This is a genomic window from Lutimonas saemankumensis, from assembly GCF_020171465.1.
Taxonomy (GTDB): Bacteria; Bacteroidota; Bacteroidia; order Flavobacteriales; family Flavobacteriaceae; genus Lutimonas; species Lutimonas saemankumensis.
Window position 1 is genome coordinate 1 of sequence record NZ_JAIUZR010000005.1, and the last position, 23,007, is coordinate 23,007.

At 39.7% G+C, this 23,007-nt stretch carries 9 protein-coding genes; all 9 read left to right on the forward strand.

What is annotated here, in order from left to right; genetic code table 11:
• Positions 1–5,754 (forward strand): T9SS type B sorting domain-containing protein (locus tag LCM02_RS12070; RefSeq protein ID WP_224930259.1); only part of this gene is annotated, 5,754 nt, incomplete at its 5' end.
• 61 nt (positions 5,755–5,815) lie between these two features.
• A complete protein-coding gene (locus tag LCM02_RS12075) occupies positions 5,816–6,745 on the forward strand; it encodes a PorP/SprF family type IX secretion system membrane protein (RefSeq protein WP_224930263.1) in 930 nt (309 codons plus the stop codon).
• 40 nt (positions 6,746–6,785) lie between these two features.
• A complete protein-coding gene (locus LCM02_RS12080; RefSeq protein ID WP_224930267.1) occupies positions 6,786–8,387 on the forward strand; it encodes an OmpA family protein in 1,602 nt (533 codons plus the stop codon).
• A 268-nt stretch (positions 8,388–8,655) separates the two neighbouring features.
• Positions 8,656–14,712, forward strand: a complete 6,057-nt coding sequence (locus LCM02_RS12085; RefSeq protein ID WP_224930270.1) for a T9SS type B sorting domain-containing protein — start codon at positions 8,656–8,658, stop codon at positions 14,710–14,712.
• A 141-nt stretch (positions 14,713–14,853) separates the two neighbouring features.
• Entirely contained in the window at positions 14,854–15,783 is a 930-nt protein-coding gene (locus tag LCM02_RS12090) for a PorP/SprF family type IX secretion system membrane protein (RefSeq protein ID WP_224930273.1), read from the forward strand.
• Positions 15,784–15,816: 33 nt separating this feature from the next.
• Positions 15,817–17,466 carry an OmpA family protein gene (locus LCM02_RS12095; protein ID WP_224930276.1) on the forward strand — a complete coding sequence of 550 codons (1,650 nt, stop codon included), beginning with the start codon at positions 15,817–15,819 and terminating at the stop codon, positions 17,464–17,466.
• Positions 17,467–17,523: 57 nt separating this feature from the next.
• Positions 17,524–19,068, forward strand: a complete 1,545-nt coding sequence (locus LCM02_RS12100; protein WP_224930279.1) for an OmpA family protein — start codon at positions 17,524–17,526, stop codon at positions 19,066–19,068.
• Between the two features lie 127 nt (positions 19,069–19,195).
• Entirely contained in the window at positions 19,196–22,609 is a 3,414-nt protein-coding gene (ileS, locus tag LCM02_RS12105; RefSeq protein WP_224930283.1) for an isoleucine--tRNA ligase, read from the forward strand.
• Positions 22,606–22,986, forward strand: a complete 381-nt coding sequence (locus tag LCM02_RS12110) for a TraR/DksA family transcriptional regulator (protein ID WP_224930285.1) — start codon at positions 22,606–22,608, stop codon at positions 22,984–22,986. The genes ileS and LCM02_RS12110 overlap by 4 nt, the downstream gene beginning before the upstream one ends.
• Positions 22,987–23,007 lie beyond the last annotated feature (21 nt).

The following is a 23,007-nucleotide window of genomic DNA, read 5'->3' on the forward strand; positions in this document are numbered from 1 at the left end:
ACAGTAGTGGTAGATGATATTACGGCACCGGTTGCACCAACCCTGGCTAATGTAACAGGAGAGTGTTCAGCCACAGCTGTAGCACCAACCACGACAGATGCATGTGCCGGTACGATCACAGGAACAACAACAGATCCACTTAGCTATAATACACAAGGAACCTTTACAATCACATGGACTTTTGATGATGGTAATGGAAACAGTGTTGATGTAGATCAGACAGTGATCGTTGATGATATAACCGCACCGGTTGCACCAACCCTGGCTAATGTAACAGGCGAGTGTTCAGCCACAGCTGTAGCACCAACCACGACAGATGCATGTGCCGGTACGATCACAGGAACAACGACAGATCCGCTTACCTATAATACACAAGGAACCTTTACAATCACATGGACTTTTGATGATGGTAATGGTAATAGTGTGGATGTAGATCAGACAGTGATCGTTGATGATGTAACTGCATCGGTTGCTGATTCAGTTTCTTTGCCAGATGTAATAGCACAATGTGAAGTAACAAGTTTGACGGCTCCAACGGCTACGGACAATTGTGGCGGAGCAGTATCGGTATCCAATAATGCCGTATTCCCAATTACTGCTCAGGGTACAACAGTGGTTACTTGGACCTTTGAAGATTCAGAAGGTAACCTCTCAACACAGACTCAAAATGTAGTGATTGATTACCTTGCTGCACCTGTTAGTTCCGGAAATGAGGAGATTTGCCAAGGAGAGGTTATACCATCCATAAGTGTAACTGTTAATGCAGGAGAAACTGCAGATTGGTATGATGCTCCGGTTGGTGGTAACTTATTACTTTCAGGTAATACATCTTTTACTCCTTCAGTTGCAGGGACAGTCTATGCTGAAGCAAGAAGTATATCTTCATCTTGTGTAAGCCCTAACAGAACAGAGGTTTCTGTATTAGAGAACATAGCCCCAACAATAGACAATGTAACGGGTACCGACCCAACCCTTATCGCTTGTCCATTATTGGATAATGGTAACATTACAATTTCTGCTACAGGTTCAAATCTTGAATACAGTATTGATAATGGAGTAAACTTCCAGGCTTCGAATACCTTCTCAGGATTAATAGCTGGAACCTATACAATAGTAGTACGCGATAACGTGACTAGTTGTTCAACAGCTTATGGAACACCAGTAGTGCTTGCGGCTCCTGGTTGTATAGCAGATTATACAGTGAGTATGTCTCAAACAGGAGGACCTGCTTCAGTAAATGCTGTTGGACAGACCCTGGAGTATACGATTGAACTGGTTAATACGGGAACACTGGATGTTACAGGTGTTACTATTATAAATACCCTACCAGACGGTTCTAACGGAACAGTAGTGGGGCCGAATGGTGATGCAGGAACTCCGGGAGTACTTGATATTGGAGAAACCTGGACGTATACAGTGAGCTATACGACAAGTTTAATAGATTTCCAGAATGCAGTTGATCTAGTAAATACAGTTTCAATTACATCTACAGAAATTACAAGCCCTGAAACAGCCTCGGTAATTACACCTATCATAGTATCAGATCTAAGCTTGGCAGCTTCAGCAGATAATTCGAATCCGGTCGTAGGTACCAATGTAGTATTGACAATAGAAGTTCAGAATGACGGACCAAGTGATGTAACAGGAGTTCAGGTTACAGACCTGTTACCTAACGGATATACTTATGTAAGTGATGATGCAGGAACCTATAATGAAGTAACTGGTCTATGGACCATCGGAGGAATCTTAAACGGAACTTCAGCGGTGATCAATATCACAGCTACAGTAAATGCATCCGGAGATTATACAAATGTTGCAGAAGTTACTGCAGCGAATAACCTTGATCCTGATTCAACAGTGAATAACAATGACATCAATGAAGATGACCAGGATAGTATTTCAGTCACACCAGAGGCTTCATCTGATATCAGCTTCACAATGGATATTGATAACGATACACCAAATGTTGGAGATCAGGTAGTGTTTACCTTGACTGTAAATAATAATGGTCCAAGTGATGCTACAGGAGTAGAAGTAACAGATCTGTTACCATCAGGTTATACATTTGTTAGTGATGATGCTTCAGGTAGTTATAATTCAACCACTGGTGTTTGGACAATTGCTCCGTTGAACAATGGTAGTTCGGCTACTATGAATATCACAGCAACTGTCAATGCAAGTGGTGATTATACAAATATTGGTGAAGTGACAGCTTCAGATAATAATGATCCGAATTCAACGCCAAATAACGGTGTTCCAACGGAAGATGATTATGCCAGCGTTACATCAACACCGAATCCTGTTTCTGATATTGAAATCGATATGATGGTTGATAATGCAACACCATTAGTGGGTAACACCGTAGTCTTTACTATTGGCGTTACAAATAATGGTCCGAGTGATGCAACAGGTGTAGTTGTAGCAGACTTACTTCCAAGTGGATACACATTTGTTAGTGATGATGCATCAGGAGACTACAATCCGGTCACAGGTGTATGGACAATTGATCCTATTGCAGGTTCAGGTACAGCAACGATCAATATTACGGCAAGCGTTAATGCAAGTGGTGATTATGAGAACGTAGCGGAAGTGGTAGCTTCTGACAACCTTGATCCTGATTCAACACCGAATAACGGTGATATCAATGAGGATGATCAGGTGAGTATCAGTATATCACCAGTGGCAGTTTCAGATATTGAACTGACTGTTGATGTAGATAATAACACACCTTATGTTGGAAATGATGTATTGTTCACTATAAGGGTTTCAAACAACGGTCCTAGTGATGCAACGGGAATTCAGGTAACAGATGTATTACCAAATGGATATACCTATGTAAATGATAGTGGAAATGGTAATTATGATGCGGTGGCAGGATTATGGACTATTGGAGCCATTGCTTCAGGAGACAATAATGTACTGAACATCACAGCAACGGTGAATGCATCAGGCACCTATGAATATACAGCTGAAGTAACTGCGGCAGATAATTTTGATCCCGATTCAACTCCGGCTAATGGTATTGTCACTGAAGACGATCAGGATGCAGTAAGCACAAATCCGCTGCCTGTTTCAGATCTATCAATGAATATGACAGTAGATAATGCAACACCCTATGTTGGAGGAGAGGTCGTATTCACAATTGAGATCACCAATAATGGTCCAAGTGATGCCACAGGAATTCAAGTGACTGATTTACTTCCAAGTGGATACGCTTATATAAGTGATGATTCTGGTGCCTATGTTGACGCAACAGGAATATGGACAGTTGGAGGTATAACCTCAGGTAACACCTCTGTGATCAATATTACGGCTCGTGTTAATGCAACAGGAAACTATACAAATGTTGCTGAAGTAACTGCCTCAGATAATTTTGATCCGAACTCAACACCAAATAACGGAGTTGCAACAGAGGATGATTATTTCGAGATTACGACAAACCCGATTCCGGTAGCTGATTTAAGCATAGTGAAAACTGTAAATGACATGAATCCTACAACAGGAGATATCGTGACTTTTACCATCACTGTTACTAATGATGGCCCAAGTAACGCAACAGGAATTGCTGTTGAAGATATCCTACCTGACGGTTTTGGAAATATTACACCAATAACAGCAGGAAGTAGCCTTGCCGGATCAGCGATTTCATGGAATGCACTAGCTGTTAGCAGTGGAAACAGTTTGGCACTTGAGTTTAGTGCGGAAGTACTGACAACCGGAACTTATGTAAACCAGGCAGAGATCATTGCTTCAGATGTGATTGATTTTGACAGCGAACCTTCAGTAAGTTTTGATGCAGATGATTATGCTGATGGTATTGAAGATGATGATGAAAGTATCCTTGATGATATGATAATCAACTTCTTGCCTACAGCAATTGATGACGATGTCATTGCCGTTGAGAATACTGCCAACAACCCTATCATGGTATTGATCGATAACGGAAACGGTGCCGATGACTTTGGTGGAGACGGAGCAGGAACAATACCGGTTCTATTGGCAAGTCAACCTTCAAATGGAGTGGCCAGCGTTAATGATAATGGTACACCAACCGATCCTACGGATGACTACATACTGTATACTCCAAATGCTGATTATATTGGATTTGACTCCTTTACCTACACCATTGAAGATGGACAAGGATTGATCGGAAGTGCAAATGGGGACAGGTCTACGGCTACGGTAACCATTGAAGTATTGGTTGACACTGATGGAGATATGGTTGGGGATATTTATGATATCGATGACGACAATGACGGTATTCTGGATACGGTTGAAGGAGGTAATGATTCGGATAGTGACGGCTATATTGATAGTCTGGACCTTGATGCGGACAATGATGGATTACCTGATAATATCGAGGCTCAAGATGCAGCAGGTTATATTGCACCATCCGGAATAGATTCAGATAAGAATGGACTGGATGACGCTTATGAAAGCGCAGCTGGTGCGGGAGAAGGATTGAGTGTATTCAATAATGACGGGGATTCAACTCCGGATTATATCGATACAGATTCTGATAATGACAATGTTCCGGATAGTCTGGAAGGTCATGATGCCGATCACGATAGTCTGCCTGATGCATTCCTTATCGGTTCAGATGCTGATGAAGACGGTCTGGATGACGGTTTTGAAGGATCCGATGTGAATGATGGTTTTGTACCAAATGATGAAATTGTCAATCTATCGATTCTTCCGGATGCTGATGGAGATGCATCGCCTGATTTTAGAGACGAGGACGATGACAATGACGGAATTGCAACCAATGAAGAAGATTTAAATGGAGATAATGATCCTTCTAATGATGATACAGACGGAGATTTAATTAGAAACTATCTTGATATGGACGATGATAATGACGGAATCCTGACTGTTGTTGAAGGTACAAGCGATGAAGACGGAGATGGATTTGACAATTATTTGGATCTGGATGCAGATGATGATGGTATTCCGGATAACATAGAGGCGCAAAGTACCGTTGGATACATTTTACCTGGTCTTACGGATGCCAATAATAATGGAGTTGATGATGCTTATGAAGGGTCTTCCGGAAGTGTGAACGGATTGACACCTGTCAATACGGACGGTGATGGTGACGAGGATTATTTGGATAGAGATTCAGATAATGATAACGTTCCGGATGAAATTGAAGCACACGATTTCAATCATGACGGTGTAGCAGATGTCGCCCTGTCAGGCAGTGATTCTGATGGTGACGGACTGGATGATGCCTTTGAAGGATCAGAAAATAATGATGGATTTATTCCTAATGATGAAATAATTGACCCTCTTTTGGAGTTACCTAATACGGATACTGAGGATGACGTTGATTTCAGAGATATAGATGATGACAACGACGGAATCGATACAATAGAGGAAGATGATAATCAAGATGGTGATCCTACCAATGATGATTGCGATGAAGACCTGACTCCGAATTATCTGGATGTTACACCTTGCGACATTGTTCCAAATGGTTTCTCACCAAATGGTGATGGCAAGAATGACACACTGATAATACCTGCTTTATCAACTTATATGAACTTTGAGATGCAGGTGTTCAACAGACAGGGAAATAAGGTATATGAATACAAACGAGGAGGAGCATTGACGCCAGATTGGTGGGATGGAAGGTCTACGGGTAATTTAAATCTTGGAGATGATGTATTGCCTGCAGGAACGTACTTCTACCTGATCAAATTTAATAGAGATGACAGAAAACCGATAACCGGTTGGGTATACTTGAATAAATAAAAAATGATACAAACAAGACAGGCAGTGAAAGACCTGCCTGTCAAAAAAATATAATTTAACAATGAAAAATATTAAACTGTATATCGTATTAGGACTGTTACTTTGGATAACAGATTTTTATGCACAGCAAGATGCCCAGTATACACAATATATGTACAATATGAATATTGTTAATCCAGCATATGCGGGTTCAAGAGGTACCCTGAGTCTGGGTTTACTTGGAAGAAGTCAATGGACAAATGTCAATGGGGCTCCAAAAACGATGACTTTTGATGCCCATGCCCCGGTAGGTAAAAAAGTTGGAATTGGGCTTTCGGTGATTGCAGATGAAATTGGACCGGCAAAGGAACAGAATATTTATGCTGATTTTTCCTATACCATTACAACTTCTCAGGAAGGAAGACTGGCGTTTGGATTAAAGGGTGGAGTAACACTTTTAAATGTAAACCTTTTAGATGTTGTTCTGCCTCAAACCTCAACCGGCGATGATCCGCTTTTTGACGAAAATATAAATGATGCTTTTCCAAATATTGGTGCCGGGGTCTATTATTACACGGAAAAATGGTATGCAGGATTCTCAGTTCCAAATATGTTAAAATCGGAACATCTGGATAAAGACAATGTGAATACAAAAGCCTCGGAAGAAGTTCATTACTTTCTTACTTCCGGATATGTTTTTGATCTGTCCAGTACCTTGAAATTTAAACCTTCTTTTTTAATTAAAGGAGTTACCGGAGCACCCTTGTCATTTGATATCAATGCGAATTTCTTGATGTATGACAGATTTGAACTAGGAGCAAGTTATAGGTACCAGGATGCGGTTAGTATACTATTCAATTTTGGAGTGACCAGAGCATTCAGGATTGGTTATGCCTATGATTATACAATTTCAGAATTCTCAAATGCCAATACAGGAGGGTCTCATGAAATTATTCTCTTGTACGATATAGACTTCACTAAAAAGAACTTAAAATCACCAAGATTCTTTTAGATGTTAAATAATTAATTAAATTTACCCAAAATTCCCCAAGATGAAGAATGTAATAATTTTAATTTGTTTGATTTTTAGCGGTGTTTACGTTGCTGCTCAAACAACTCCAGGTGTTTACACAGTAAAAAATCTGGATATTAATACTAAGGAATCCGATTTTGGAACAGCTTTCCTTGGTAAGGATAAAGTTATATTCGCCGCCCCTACAACAAACACGATGATTGTGAAAAAGACCTGGAAGGAAAATGGTCAGCAATTTTTAGATCTATACACAGGTCTGATCACTGATGACAGACAGGTCATTCAAAAAAAGAGGATGCCCGGAGATGTGAACACCAAATATCATGAAGCTGGTGTCGCTGTTTCGAAAGATCTTAAAACAATTTATTATACGGCAAATAATTTTTACGAGAAAAAGTATCTAACAGATTCCTCAGGAGTAAACAATTTACAATTGTTTAGGGCCTCACTGAGTGTTGATGGAAAATGGACTGAAAAAGAAAAGTTGCCTTTTAACCATGTGGAATACTCAATTGGCCACCCTGCTTTGAATCATGAAGACAACAAGCTGTATTTTGTTTCAGATATGCCAGGAGGGTATGGGCAAACAGATATCTATGTGGTGGATATAAAAGAAGACGGCTCTTTTGGTAACATCAGAAACTTAGGGCCCAGAGTTAATACGGAAGGAAGAGAAATGTTTCCTTATATTGGAAAAGACAATATTTTGTATTTTTCTTCAGACGGACATCCCGGGTATGGAAAACTGGATGTTTTTGCCAGTAAGATTTTTGACACCACTGTTTCAGTTCCATTGAATCTGGAAGAGCCTGTGAACAGTATAGAAGATGATTTTGCTTTTATCATTGATGATGATAAAGACAGAGGTTTCTTCTCTTCGAACAGAGATGAAGGAAAAGGAGATGATGATATCTACTCGTTTTTAGCTGATCCGGGACTGCATATTTACTGTGGGCAGGATATCACTGTTAATGTGAGATCTGAGGCGACCGGAGAAATTGTTGCGGGAGCTACGATAGAACTTAGAAATGAAAGTGGAGAAGTTATAGAAACTGTAACTGCAGGCCCTGATGGATCATATACTTTTGATTTGACCTTATGTGATACGCCGTATACCGTATTTGCAACAAATAAAGGGTTTTTGAATGCGGAACAAACTATTCGTACGGTGAACGATATTGATCAGGCTCCGTATATAGTTAATTTGAATCTACCTGCTCAATTTGTATCAAACAAAGTGAACATCAATACGATATACTTTGATTTTGACAAATACAATATTCGTCCGGATGCTGCCAAAGAGTTAGATAAGGTAGTTCAGGTGATGAATGAGTATCCGGAGTTGCTGATTGAGGCAGGATCTCATACAGACTCAAGAGGTAAGGATAAATACAATATGAAATTATCTGAAAAACGTGCGAAAGCTACGGTTGATTATATAGTTTCGAAAGGAATAGACGCCTCAAGAATTACGTACCAAGGCTATGGTGAAACCCAATTGGTTAATGAATGTGCCAATGGTGTGAAGTGCTCGAGTGAAGCACATCAGTTGAACCGTAGAACTGAGTTTAAAATAGCCAATGAAAGCGGCTTTGAACTCGTACCTTCTCCCCAGGAATAATGTTTAAAACCTTGTTAACATTTGCTTAAGAAAAAAGAATGTGCTAAAAGTGATATGTACCAAATTTTTATATATTTGCTTATACGGTTTAGAATGTGGGAAAAATATTCAAAAATAAAAACGAATCTTATAAAATTAAAAGCTTGATTTTATGCTAATTATCAACTCACTTTGTCTTCAAGGCGAAGTGAGTTTTTAACGTATAAAAGGCTCAATACAAAATAATGAAACATTTGGCTTAATGTTTCATTCTTATAAAATTAATCATATGAAAAGAGATTACTTTAATTTCAAATTTGGAAATTCAAAAAACTTATCTCTGAAACGGATGTTTCTTGGTTTGTTATTCGTGCTTTCAGTTAATTTAGTATTTTCTCAAAGTACATTAACAATTGTAACTACTTCCGATTTAGGAGATCCACCTGGTCCTGTAAACTGGAACATGAGTATTAGTAATCCCATTAAATTAATGGATTGGACTGCTATAGGTGGTGGTGGTACGATTAACTTGAGCGTAAATAATACGTTGACTCCAAGTTTTAACTTTAGTCCAAACATTGGTAATGATCCGATCACTGTTCAAACCTCGGACACCCCGGGAAATTTTAATGGAATAACCACTTTGACCGCAGATGACGGGGTTGGACTTCAAATAATTTCAATCGATGTCTCAGATCTAAATAAACTGGAAAGATTATATGTTGATGATAATTTGCTCACGACATTGGATTTGACCAATAATAAAGACTTGTTGGAACTTAATGTTAGCCGAAATGATTTAACTTCGATTGATTTAAGTGAAAATAAAGATTTGGTAGAACTTGAAATTGACGCTAACCTAAACTTGACATCTTTAGATATTTCACAAAATCCGAAGTTGGAAAAACTCTCTGCTCGATCCAATCCTCTAATTACAAATCTTGATATCTCAAATAATACTGAATTAGTTGATGTTAGGCTTAATAATGTTCCATTGACCAGTGCATCAATTGATGCTATTCTGAATAATCTTGATGCTTTTGGTAAAAGCAATGGTTTTTTGAACCTTCAAAATAGTTCGGGAGGAACAATTACAAAAAACGGTATTGCGGCCTATATTAGTTTGAGGTTAAAGAACTGGGATATAATTCCTCCTCAAGGCTTTGATTATGGAGATGCGCCAGATTCTTATGGGACCCTTTTGTCTTCCGGTGGAGCAATTCATGTTTTTGATGCGTCAAAAGATAAAATTCGAATTGGAAATTCAAAGGATGCTGAAAGTGATGGTTTTCCAGGAGTTGGAGCTGATGGCGATGATAATGATAATCAAAATGATGAGGATGGAGTTGATCCGTCTGAGTTTGATGGAATTTTGACATCATCCACATCTGTTGATGTGGATATTGTTATTACCAGTAGTTATGAAGACATGTCTTATCTACATGCTTGGATTGATTTTGATGGAAATGGAGTTTTTGACACTGATGAATATACTAGTTTAGAAATTGCTGCAAATTCAGGGCAGAATACATATACATTAAATTGGGATTTGACCAGTTTGGGAACAGACATTAATGAGGGAGCTACCTATGCAAGATTTAGATATACAACAGACAATGATTTAACTTCTTCTGATTCAGGGGGTTATGCTTCTGCAGGGGAGGTTGAGGATTATTCTTTGGTTATCGGTGCAGATACTGATAAAGATGGTGTTCCTGACTCTGCTGATCTTGATGCAGATAACGATGGTATTCTCAATGTTGATGAGGTTGGAGATACAAATGGGAATGGTATCGATGACATGCTGGAACTGGATTCTGACGGAGATGGTTGTTTTGATGTGACTGAAGCAGGATTTACGGATGGTGATGATGATGGGATATTAGGCACATCACCTGTAGTTGTTGATTCTGACGGTTTGATAACGGATGATGCTTTAGGTCCGATCGGGGATGGTTTTACAGAACCTAACGATTTGGATAATAACACAGTTTATGATTTCCAGGAAGCGGGATCAGCAGCGAGTATTACAACAGAGCCAACGGATCAGGATTTGATCATTGGAGTTACCACATTTAGTGTTGTAGCAGTAGCTGACACCTACCAATGGCAGGAAGACAGGCAAGACGGAAATGGTTTTGTAGATGTGGTTGACGGTGGTGATTATGCCGGTGCAACAACAGCTGACCTTCAGGTAACCAACAGTGATGTAAGTAAACTTTTATACAGGTATCAGGTAATTGTAAACAATATTGCCTTTGCCTGTGATCCAACAACCACTTCTGTTGATGTAGGTTATATTACTCCAGATGATTTTGATGGAGATGGTGTGTTTGACATTGTTGATTTGGATGATGACAATGACGGTATAACGGATGCAGATGAAGATAATGGTGTAGTTGACAGAGATACGGATACGGACGGATTCCCGGACAGGATTGATTTGGATGCAGATGGAGATGGATGTTTTGATGTTGATGAGAATTTATACGACAATAATGGTATCAACCAGGTTGGGACACAGATTCCTGCGGCAGTTGATATTGATGGAATAGTTACCAGTTTAGGGCCTAACGGAGGTTACGGTGTACCTGTTGATGCGGACGGGAACGGAACACCTGATTTCCAGGAAGCGGGATCAGCAGCGAGTATTACAACAGAGCCAACGGATCAGGATTTGATCATTGGAGTTACTACATTTAGTGTTGTAGCAGTAGCTGACACCTACCAATGGCAGGAAGACAGGCAAGACGGAAATGGTTTTGTAGATGTGGTTGACGGTGGTGATTATGCCGGTGCAACAACAGCTGACCTTCAGGTAACCAACAGTGATGTAAGTAAACTTTTATACAGGTATCAGGTAATTGTAAACAATATTGCCTTTGCCTGTGATCCAACAACCACTTCTGTTGATGTAGGTTATATTACTCCAGATGATTTTGATGGTGATGGTGTGTTTGACATTGTTGATTTGGATGATGACAATGACGGTGTAACGGATGCAGATGAAGATAATGGTGTAGTTGACAGAGATACGGATACGGACGGATTCCCGGACAGGATTGATTTGGATGCAGATGGAGATGGATGTTTTGATGTTGATGAGAATTTATACGACAATAATGGTATCAACCAGGTTGGGACACAGGTTCCTGCGGCAGTTGATATTGATGGAATAGTTACCAGTTTAGGGCCTAACGGAGGTTACGGTGTACCTGTTGATGCGGACGGGAACGGAACACCTGATTTCCAGGAAGCGGGATCAGCAGCGAGTATTACAACAGAGCCAACGGATCAGGATTTGATCATTGGAGTTACCACATTTAGTGTTGTAGCAGTAGCTGACACCTACCAATGGCAGGAAGACAGGCAAGACGGAAATGGTTTTGTAGATGTGGTTGACGGTGGTGATTATGCCGGTGCAACAACAGCCAGCCTTCAAATTACAAATGCGGACTTCTCTAAAGTAAGATATGAGTATCAGGTAGTCGTTTCCAACAGTGCATTTGCCTGTGATCCAACCACGACTTCGGTTGTGGTAACTTTTATCAATCCTGATGATTTTGATAAGGATGGCGTATTTGATTTAGTTGATGAGGATGATGACAATGACGGTATAACGGATGCAGATGAAGATAATGGTATAGTTGACCGAGATACTGACAATGATGGATTCCCGGACAGGATTGATTTGGATGCAGATGGTGACGGATGTTCTGATGTTGATGAAAATCTTTATGATAACAATGGTATCAATGAAGTGGGTATTCAGAACCCGCCGGAGGTAGACCCTGTAACGGGTATAGTTACCAGTTTGGGTCCTAACGGAGGTTATGGAACTCCGGTTGATGCGGATGGTAATGGCACTCCTGATTTCCAGGAAGCGGGAGCTGCTGCAACGATTACGACACAACCTACGGATCAGGCACTGATCATCGGGGTTACAACCTTTAGTGTTGTGGCAACGGCAGATACTTATCAATGGGAAGAAAGCCAGGATAACGGAGCCAATTGGACTCCGCTGACTGATGGTGGAGATTATGCCGGTGTAACAACGGCTGATCTTCAGGTAACAAATTCAGATGTAAGTAAGTTAACCTACAGGTATCGGGTGGTTGTGAGCAATGTTGCTTATGCCTGTGATGCAGGTACCGTTTCGACGGAGGCAAGGTACATCGTACCAAGTGATTTTGATAATGATGGTGTTTTTGATATCGTAGATGTTGATGATGATAATGATGGAATCTTAGATACCGAAGAAGCGGGTAATACAGATCCATTAACAAATCCGGATGCTCTGAATCTTGATGCTGACGGAGACGGATGTTTTGATGTAACAGAAGCTGGATTTACAGATAATGGAATGGGAATGCTTGGAACCGTAAATCCACCGGATGTTGATGCAACAGGACGAGTTACAAGTGCCACAGACGGATATACAACACCTAATGATTTAGATAACAATGGAATTCCTGATTTCCAGGAAGCCGGAAGCGCGGCTGCAATTACAACGCAACCAGCAGATCAAAACTTTATTCCGGGCGGGTCGGTTACATTTGATGTCACTGCCTCGGCAGACACCTATCAGTGGGAAGAAAGCACCGATGGAACGACTTGGAATGATGTGGTTGACGGCGGTGATTACTCAGGAGCTACAACGGCGAGTCTCACAATTTCAAATGTTGGAGTAGGAATGTTAGGTTATTCATACAGAGTGAGAGTTAACAATATTGCTTTTGCCTGTGATCCTGTAACAACTTCGGACTCGGCATTGATCGTTAGCCTTCCTGATAATGATAATGACCTGGTACCGGATATAGTTGATGTCGATGATGACAATGATGGTATTCTTGATACAGTTGAGGATAACGGCGTAGTTGACAGGGATACAGATGGTAATGGCATTCCTGACAGATTCGAACTGGATTCTGATGGAGACGGATGTTACGATGTTACGGAAGCTGGTTTTACAGACAATGGAATGGGTATGCTTGGAACAGTAATTCCTCCGGAAGTGGATGTAAATGGTCAGGTAACGAGTGCAACAGATGGTTACACAACGCCAAATGATCTTGATAATAACGGAACACCAGACTTCCAGGAGGCTGGAGATGTAGCAAACATCACCCAGGATCCTTCAGATCAGGACTTTATACTTAGCGGAAGTGCAACGTTTACTGCTGCTTCAGATGGGGATACCTATCAGTGGGAAATTAGTATCGATGGTGCTGGTTTTGTACCGTTAAGTGATGATTCCAAATATAGTGGTACCAACACGGCAACTTTAACCGTTTCTAATCTTGTAATCCCGGATTATTTTGATGAATACAGAGTGGTGGTTACAAATATTGCCTTTGCCTGTGACCCTGGAGATACTTCAGAATCAGCAAGCTATAACATACTATTGGATTCTGATAATGATGGTGTGTTTGATATTGTAGATGTGGATGATGACAATGATGGAATTTTTGATTCTGTAGAAGGACAGGTTACAGATTCTAACCTGGATGGCATACCGGATAGAATCAGTATTGATGCGGATGGTGACGGTTGTGCCGATGCCATAGAGGCAGGATTCACTGATCCGGATGGAGATGGTAGATTAGGAACATCCCCTGTGACCGTGGATGCAGACGGAAAGGTTATTGCAGATGCCAATGGACCTGTTAATGACCCTGATGACGCATACGATACCCCGAATGATCTCGATGACAATGGTGTATTTGATTTCCAGGAAGCTGGAGAACCATCCTCTATTGAAAATCAGCCTGAAGAGATCGAGATTGCTCTTGGTGATGATGCTGTTTTCGAAGTTTCTGCGGTTGCGACTTTCTATCAGTGGCAGCAAAGTATGGACGGTGGTACTACTTGGGTTGATCTTGCCAATGACTCCAAATACAACGGTGTTGATACGGACCGATTAAGAATTAATGAGGCAAGAGGAAGGCTGGAAGGAAGCAGGTACAGAGTTGTATTAACTTCTCCTGATTTCGCATGTGACCCGAATGATGAATTGATCTCTGACGGAGTAAGACTGGTATTCAATACAAGTCTGATTCCTAGCGGATTCTCACCGAATGGTGACGGGGAAAATGATTTATTCAGTATACCTGGACTTATTGAAACTCCTGACTTTAGCATGGAAGTATTTGACAGATGGGGTAACAGTGTATACAAATACATGAATAATGGAAGTTTAAATCCTGATTGGTGGGACGGAAGATCCACAGGTAACATGACCTTAAGTAAAGGACAACTGGTACCAGCAGGAACATATTTCTATTTGATCAAATATAACGACGGTAACAAATCTCCTGACAAGGGATGGGTTTATGTCAATTATTAAGAAAACATCCAAGGCAGCATAGTTTATTCAATATGCTGCCTTTATATAAAAAAAGGGAGTACAAGGTTTGCTGAAACAAATTTTCCTGACCCTGTACTATTTAAATGACAATGCAATTGTCAAATGAATAAAATTTAACAAATGAAAAAAATAACAATTTTCTTAATTTTTGGTTTTTTATTATTCTTTAACGAGACCAAAGCCCAACAAGATCCCCAGTACACACAATATATGTACAACATGAACGTTGTAAATCCAGCGTACGCTGGTTCTAGAGGGACCTTAAGTTTAGGTTTGTTGGGGCGAAGCCAGTGGACAAGTGTGGATGGAGCACCAAAATCATTGACTTTTGATGTTCATGCGCCGTTAGGAAAAAAGGTTGGGGTAGGACTCTCTGTCATTGCGGATGAGATCGGCCCGGCTAAGGAGCAGAATATTTATGCCGACTTTTCTTACACGCTAACCACATCAGATGAAGGAAGATTGGCCTTTGGATTAAAAGGAGGTGTGACTTTGTTAAATGTTAATCTGTTGGACGTTGTGTTACCACAGACTTCAAGTGCCGGAGATCCGGTTTTTGATGAAAATATTAACGATGCATTTCCAAATTTCGGAGCAGGAGTTTATTATTATACAAATAAATGGTATGCAGGATTCTCGGTTCCGAATATTTTGAAATCAGAACATTTAGATAAAGACAATATCAACACCAAGGCCTCAGAAGAAGTTCATTATTTTTTAACTGGTGGATATGTTTTCGATCTGTCAAGTACATTGAAGTTTAAGCCTTCTGTCATGTTTAAGGGGGTAAGTGGCGCTCCGCTTTCAGTGGATATCAATGCAAACTTTCTGATGTATGACAGATTTGAATTGGGAGCGAGTTACAGAATTGATGATGCCGTAAGCGTTTTGTTTAATTTCGGAGTTACCCCTGACTTTAGAATTGGATATGCTTACGATTACACAATTTCAGAATTCTCTAATTCAAATACCGGTGGATCACATGAGATCATATTATTATATGACATCGACTTCTCTAAGAAGAATTTGAAGTCACCTAGATTCTTCTAGGAAAATATAAAAAAACATAAAAAAGGGGAATTTATGAAAAAGTACATCTTGGTATTGCTCCTGTTTTCGATGGGAGTTCTCTACGCTCAAACTGAAGGAGCAGGGAAATATGCAATCAATCGACTCACCGTAAATACAAAGAATTCTGATTTTGGAGCGGCTTTTTTTGGAGAAGACAAATTGGTTTTTGCTTCACCGAAGAAAGGAATAACCCTGGTTAACGATGTTTGGGAAGACAATAACCAAAGGTTTCTTGAATTGTATGTGGGAAATATTCTCCCAAATGGGGACCTTGAAAAGGTTTCCCTTGTGCCTGGAGAGGTTAATACACGATATCATGAGGCCGATGTTGTCTTTACGAGAGATCGAAAAACAGTTTACTTTACCCGAAATAATTTTTACAACAAGAAACTTGCACGAGATGAAAAGCAAATGGCAAATCTGGCCATGTTCAAGGCAACTGTAAATGAGAAAGGAGAATGGGTTAATATCATCCCTATGCCTTTTAATAACGTAGAATATTCTGTTGGACACCCGGCTTTGAGTCAGGATGAGAAAACACTCTACTTTATTTCGGATATGCCTGGCAGTTATGGTCAAACAGATATTTTTAAGGTATCCATTAACCAAAGTGGTTTTGGAAATCCTGAGAACTTAGGGTGGAAGATCAATTCTCCGGCAAAGGAATTTTCGCCATTTGTTGACGGTGAGGTCTTGTATTTTTCATCTGATAAGGATGGGGGAATGGGTGGTTTCGACGTATATGCAACAAGACTTGTTGATTACACACCGGAGCCCATTTTGTTAAACGAGCCAATAAATTCAACTGCCGATGATTTAACATTTATCATCAATTCAAAGACTAGGAAAGGTTATTTTTCCTCAAACAGAAGCGGTGGCGATGGAGATGATGATATCTATTCGTTTATAGAAGAAGAAGCACCTGTATTCAGATGTAGCCAGTTGATTACCGGAGAAGTCAGAGATCAGAATACAACCGAAATTATAAGAGGAGCGGTAGTTGCTATTAAGGATAAGGACGGGAATTTGATAAAAGAAGTAGTTGTGGATGAGGAAGGTGTCTTTGAATTGCCTGCCTTTTGTGAAACCGACTATAAACTTGAGGGTAGTAAGGAAGGTTATACGACCCAGCGAAAAACGTTTACTACATCTTCTGAGGCGGATAAAAAAGTCAAATTGCTGATTTTGCTAGGTACAGGAGAGATTGTTGAACAGGTTGAGCCTGTTGTAGCTGTGGTTGAGGACAAGCCGGAAGGTATGCCTGAGGAGTTACCTGAAGAGATTGTTAAGGTAAGACCTAGTACCTATGTTGTCAATATTGAACCGATTTATTTTGAACTGAATTCTTCTTATCTGAATAAAGAAGCGAAGCGTGAATTGGATAAGGTAGTTGATCTGATGAACAAATATCCGGAAATGATAATTGAATCAGGTTCTCATACGGATTCAAGGGGTATTACCGGATACAATATATGGCTGTCTACGAGAAGAGCAGCTTCTACAGTGAACTATATCCTTGAAAGAGGAATCGATCCAAGCCGTATTACGGGTAAGGGCTATGGGGAAACGCAACTGATCAATGGGTGCGCGGACGGAGTCGACTGTACTGAGGCACAACATGCCATGAACAGGCGTACGGAATTCGTTATCATAAAAATGTAGCCAAATCAAATAATAAAAGCCAGCGAATTTCGTTGGTTTTTTTATAATGATCCTTATATGAAAAGATTTTGTGCAATAACAATTTTATTGCTGTCAATGAGTGTATTTCCGCAACTGACAGCAGCGGAGTATAAAGTAAAGAGTCTTGAAGCAAATTCTGAGAATGGAGATTTTGGAACGACTTTTTATGGAAAAGATAAAATTGTCTTTTCATCATCCAGAAAAAACGGTATTTCTAATAAAAGATGGGAAGGAAATGATCAGCCGTTTTTAGACCTCTACATAGGTAATGTAGAACCGGATGGTGAGATCACTCGTGTAAGGCCTTTTTCAAGTGCCGTAAACTCCAAGTATCACGATGCTATGGTGGCTTTTACCCCTGATTTGAAAGAGATCTATTTTACTTCAAATAATTATATGGGAGGAAAGGTAAGATCGAGTAACTTGAAAATATTCCGGGCCAGCCTTACCTCATCTGGAGTGAGAAATAATATCATGACCTTACCGATCAATAATGATAAATTCAGTACGGGCCATCCCTTTGTCAGTAAAGATGGTAAGAAGCTCTATTATATAAGTGATATGCCGGGAGGTATGGGCGGAACCGATATATATGAAGTAACGATAAACAAAGGCCATTATGGGGCTCCGAGAAATCTTGGCCCCACAATCAATTCCAAGTACAAGGAATATACACCCTATGTTGATGGTGACATTCTTTATTTTTCCTCAAACCGACCCGGAGGTGAAGGAGGATTTGATATCTACATGACAAAACTGGATGGTTCTATAGAAGAGCCTATAAATCTGGGAAAGCCCATGAACAGTAAAGGAGATGATATTTCCTTTATCATTGACAAGACCACCCAGAGAGGATATTTCTCATCGAACCGAAGAGGAGGTAAAGGGGATGACGATATTTATTCGTTTAAAGAGTTGACGGTTAATCCTATTTGTGATCAGGTAGTTCAGGGAAAAATCGTAGACGAGATTACCGGTCAACCCTTATCAAACGCTTTTGCAACTATTTACAATAGTAAAGGGGAAAAATTAAGGAGAATTGAAACCTTAAAGAATGGCGAATTCTTTTTTAAGGTGGAATGTGATGCAACCTATAAAATCGAAGGTGATAAATTTGGATATTTCCAGGCAGATTCTACTTTAGTGACCAACAGGCAGAATGCTTTTGAAAACAAGGTCATTTTAAAACTGGATGAGAAAGAGTTTTTGGAAGTCAATGGCAAAGAGGTTCTCAATGTTAGATCCATTGAATTTGAACTGAATGAAGCAAATATTCTTGAAAGTTCTTATGATGAGTTGTCTAAAGTTGCCCGACTTATGGAGAAATTCCCTGAAATGATCATACAGTTTGGTTCTCACACGGATTCAAGAGGTGGTGATGGTTATAATATGTGGCTCTCTCAGAAAAGAGCTTCTTCAACTGTGAGTTATCTGATCGGAATAGGTGTGGATTCAAGAAGGATCACGGGAAAAGGATTTGGCGAAACAAAACTGGTCAACAAATGTTCTAACGGTGTAAAATGTACCGAGTTGGAACACAGGCAAAACAAACGGACAGAATTTGTGGTTATAAAAAAGTAGCCATCTGATAATCAGTAAAAAAATAATGAAAGCATCCTTTGAATTTGGATGCTTTTTTTATGGGTTTGATCAAAAATTTTTAAGAAAATATGTACTTTTGCAAACTTAATAGAATTTGCAAGAAAACATGAGTCAGACTTTTAAAGAATACAAGGGGTTGGATCTGCCGGAAATTGCCAAAAACATTCTTGATTTTTGGGAAAAGGAAGAGATATTCGAGAAAAGTATCAGCTCAAGAGAAAACAGTGAGACTTTTGTTTTTTTCGAAGGCCCGCCATCGGCAAATGGACTGCCTGGAATTCATCATGTGATGGGTAGAGCCATCAAGGATTTATTTTGCAGGTACAAAACACTTCAGGGATACAAGGTGCCAAGAAAAGCAGGATGGGATACCCATGGCTTACCCATTGAATTAGGTGTAGAGAAGGAACTTGGAATTACAAAGGAAGATATTGGTACCAAGATCAGTATCGAAGAATATAATCAGGCCTGTAAGAAGGCAGTCTTGAGATATACCGATATCTGGGAGGATTTGACGAAGAAGATGGGCCACTGGGTGGATATGAATGATCCTTACGTTACGTATAAACCAAAATACATGGAAACCCTGTGGTGGCTTTTAAAGGAACTTTACCAGAAGGGTTTATTGTATAAAGGATATACCATTCAGCCCTATTCACCAAAGGCAGGAACTGGCTTAAGCAGTCATGAACTGAATCAGCCAGGCACCTATCAGGATGTTACGGATACAACGGTTGTAGCTCAGTTTAAGGTGCAAGAGGATTCACTTCCGGAAAACTTAAAATATCTTGGGGATGATTTGTACATGCTCGCATGGACCACGACGCCTTGGACACTTCCTTCAAATACCGCTCTGACTGTTGGTAATAAAATTGACTATGTTGTTGTAAGTACTTACAATCAGTATACGTTCAAACCTGTTAAGGTTATACTGGCCAAGGCTTTATTGAATTATCAATTCGGCAAAAAGTACAAAATAGCCAAGGATACAGAGGAATTGAAATCCTACAAGGAAGGAGACAAATCCATACCTTATTCAATTCTCACTGAATGCAAAGGTTCTGAATTGGTTGGAATCAGATACGAACAATTGTTGAAATTTGCCTTGCCTTATCAAAATCCTGAAAATGCGTTTAGGGTGATTTCAGGAGATTACGTTACAACGGAAGATGGAACCGGAATCGTACATACTGCACCAACTTTTGGGGCTGACGATGCAATGGTTGCAAAGCAGGCGAATCCTGAAGTTCCTCCTATGCTGGTCCTTGATGATCACGATAACCCTGTCCCATTGGTTGATTTGCAAGGGAAGTTTACCAGTCATATGGGAGAATATGCAGGAAAGTATGTTAAGAATGAGTATTATGATGAAGGTCAGGCCCCTGAAAGATCAGTAGATGTTGAACTGGCAATTCAGCTAAAAGAAGAAAACAAGGCCTTTAAGGTTGAAAAGTATAAACACAGTTATCCAAATTGCTGGAGGACTGACAAGCCGATCTTGTACTATCCGTTGGATTCCTGGTTTATCAAGGTGACTGACAAAAGAGACAGGATGTATGAATTGAATCAGTCTATCAACTGGAAACCTAAATCGACGGGTGAAGGAAGGTTTGGAAACTGGTTGCAAAATGCAAATGACTGGAATTTATCAAGATCACGTTTCTGGGGTACACCATTACCCATATGGAGAACCAAAGACGGGTCAGAAGAGGTCATCATAGGATCTGTTGCTGAATTGAAAGCAGAAATGCAAAAATCAATTGAGAAAGGCTTTATGAAAGAGGATATCTTCAAGGACTTTGTAGTTGGTGATATGAGTGAAGAAAATTATGAAAAAATTGACCTTCATAAGAATGTAGTTGATCAGATCGTTCTGGTTTCTCCTTCCGGAAAACCTATGAAAAGAGAATCGGATTTGATCGATGTTTGGTTCGATTCAGGAGCAATGCCTTATGCACAATGGCATTATCCTTTTGAGAACAAAGATAAAATAGATGGAAAGGAGTTCTTTCCCGCTGATTTCATAGCTGAAGGAGTTGACCAGACAAGAGGCTGGTTTTATACCCTGCATGCCATAGCATCTATGAACTTTGACAGTGTTGCCTATGAAAATGTAGTATCAAATGGCCTGGTACTTGATAAAAACGGCAAGAAAATGTCCAAGCGACTTGGAAACGCTGTGGATCCGTTTGAAACGATGAAAAAATATGGTCCTGATGCCACACGTTGGTATATGATTTCAAATGCAAATCCCTGGGACAACCTAAAATTTGATCTGGACGGGGTAGAAGAAGTAAGAAGAAAATTTTTCGGAACGCTTTACAATACCTATTCATTCTTTTCACTTTATGCCAATATTGATCAGTTTTCATATGAGGAAGATGAGATAGCTTTTGATGAGAGGCCCGAAATAGATCGCTGGATCCTTTCTGAGCTGAATACATTAAATAACAAGGTTGAGCGTTTTTATGATGATTATGAGCCTACAAAAGTAGCAAGGGAGATACAGGAATTTGTTGGTGAGAATTTGAGTAACTGGTATGTAAGATTGTCAAGAAGAAGATTCTGGAAGGGTGATTATCAGAAAGATAAGATTTCTGCTTACCAGACATTGTATACATGTTTGTTGAGGATAGCGCAAATGGCTTCTCCTATTGCTCCGTTTTTTATGGATAATTTATACAGAGATTTAACTAAAAACGTTTCAAAAAATAAATTAAGTTCTGTACATTTGGGAGAGTTTCCTAAAGCTGACAAAGCATTGATTGATCCTTCTTTGGAAAGAAAGATGCACAAGGCACAGTCCATTTCCTCTATGGTACTGTCTCTCAGAAAGAAGGAAATGATCAAAGTACGCCAGCCTTTGCAAAAAATAATGATTCCTGTTATGGATAAACAGGACTCTTTGGATATTGAGGCCGTATCAGATTTGATTCGGTCGGAAGTAAATGTTAAAGAGGTTGAGTTATTAAAAGACGCCTCTGGCATACTTATAAAGAATATCAAACCAAATTTTAAGGTCCTTGGGCCAAAATATGGAAAGAATATGAGGTTCGTTGGTCAGGCAATCAATAATCTTTCCGAAAAAGATATTGCAACTATTGAAACCGAAGGGAAGCTTACAATTAAGTTAAATGGGGACAAAGTTGATTTACTTCTGGATGAAGTAGAGATATCTACTCAGGATATTGAAGGTTGGCTGGTAGCGAATCAAGGCAATTTAACAGTAGCTTTGGACGTTTCTATATCAGAGGAGCTTAGGAATGAAGGAATTGCCAGAGAACTGGTGAACAGAATTCAGAATTTAAGAAAAGAGAGTGGCCTTGAAGTGACCGACAAAATAAGGCTATCCATCAAAAAAGACGGAGTTCTGGATGAAGCGGTAAATAAAAATGCCGAATACATAAAAAATGAAACCTTAACGCAAGAATTAATATTAAAAGAAGAAGTCGAAAATGGAAATACAATTGTGTTTGATCAGGTTAACACAAGTATGTCCTTAGAAAAAGTAGAGAAATGAGCGAGAATAAAATTAGATATTCAGATCAGGATTTAGCAGAGTTTAAATCGATCATAGAAGAAAAAATCAGACACGCCCAGGAAGATTTGGTTCTGATAGAAAGTACGTTTAAGAATGACAGTAACAATGGTACTGACGATACATCACCTACCTTTAAAGCTTTTGAAGAAGGGTCTGAAACAATGTCAAAAGAAGCTAATGTGCAATTGGCGATTCGTCAGGAAAAATTTATTCGGGATTTAAAGAATGCCTTGCTAAGAATCGAGAATAAGACCTATGGAATTTGCAGGGTTACCGGTAATCTTATTCAGAAAGAAAGGCTCAAGCTGGTTCCTCATGCTACTTTAAGTATAGAGGCTAAGAAGCAACAGTATTAAGTCTGAAACAATATATGGCAG

Bases quoted from the DNA above. Each gene is read 5' to 3' on its own strand.
- LCM02_RS12090 (WP_224930273.1), top strand. From the start codon at position 14,854: ATGAAAAAAATAACAATTTTCTTAATTTTTGGTTTTTTATTATTCTTT.
- LCM02_RS12080 (WP_224930267.1), top strand. From the start codon at position 6,786: ATGAAGAATGTAATAATTTTAATTTGTTTGATTTTTAGCGGTGTTTAC.
- LCM02_RS12085 (WP_224930270.1), top strand. From the start codon at position 8,656: ATGAAAAGAGATTACTTTAATTTCAAATTTGGAAATTCAAAAAACTTA.
- LCM02_RS12095 (WP_224930276.1), top strand. From the start codon at position 15,817: ATGAAAAAGTACATCTTGGTATTGCTCCTGTTTTCGATGGGAGTTCTC.
- LCM02_RS12075 (WP_224930263.1), top strand. From the start codon at position 5,816: ATGAAAAATATTAAACTGTATATCGTATTAGGACTGTTACTTTGGATA.
- ileS (WP_224930283.1), top strand. From the start codon at position 19,196: ATGAGTCAGACTTTTAAAGAATACAAGGGGTTGGATCTGCCGGAAATT.
- LCM02_RS12110 (WP_224930285.1), top strand. From the start codon at position 22,606: ATGAGCGAGAATAAAATTAGATATTCAGATCAGGATTTAGCAGAGTTT.
- LCM02_RS12100 (WP_224930279.1), top strand. From the start codon at position 17,524: ATGAAAAGATTTTGTGCAATAACAATTTTATTGCTGTCAATGAGTGTA.